General features: G+C 41.7%; 1 protein-coding gene. It reads left to right on the forward strand.

All coding sequences use genetic code 11. From position 1 onward, the window contains the following. Nucleotides 1-47 precede the first annotated feature (47 nt). Nucleotides 48-472 (forward strand): hypothetical protein (locus tag B5P42_RS32360; RefSeq protein WP_258397581.1); only part of this gene is annotated, 425 nt, incomplete at its 3' end.

Consider the following 472-nt stretch of genomic DNA (forward strand, 5'->3'; position numbering starts at 1 on the left):
ATGCAGTGAAGCTCACATGGCCGACTCATGCCCAAAGAAGAATAAGGATGAGCCTAAGTGCATTACATGCCAGGAAGAGGGACATTGGGCCATCCAATGCCCATGGCGTTACCTGTAAATCAAGATTCAATAAAGCAAATATGACAAAGGGCCACAAAAAGATGAGCAAAATCCAAATTGAATTTACCTACACTGAAAGCCGCAGTTATGACATGCTGAAGGAGTACACAAAGACTGGCAGATTGTGGTTTGTTTCATTATACAGGAAGGCCAAGATCTTATATTGCACCCCGAAATTAGATGCCGTCCCCTGCGACAACCAATTCTTCGCATCACTCGACACCTGGAATTGGAACATGGTAAAATTGTTTCCAATTAGGGTGTGGTTGAATGTAAAACGTGGGAAAAAACCAAATAACAGCAAAGTATGGAAAACAAGTGAAAACAAAACACTGGAACAATCAACACCATA

The organism is Bacillus sp. SRB_331 (assembly GCF_003264175.1).
Taxonomy (GTDB): Bacteria; Bacillota; Bacilli; order Bacillales; family Bacillaceae_G; genus Bacillus_A; species Bacillus_A mycoides.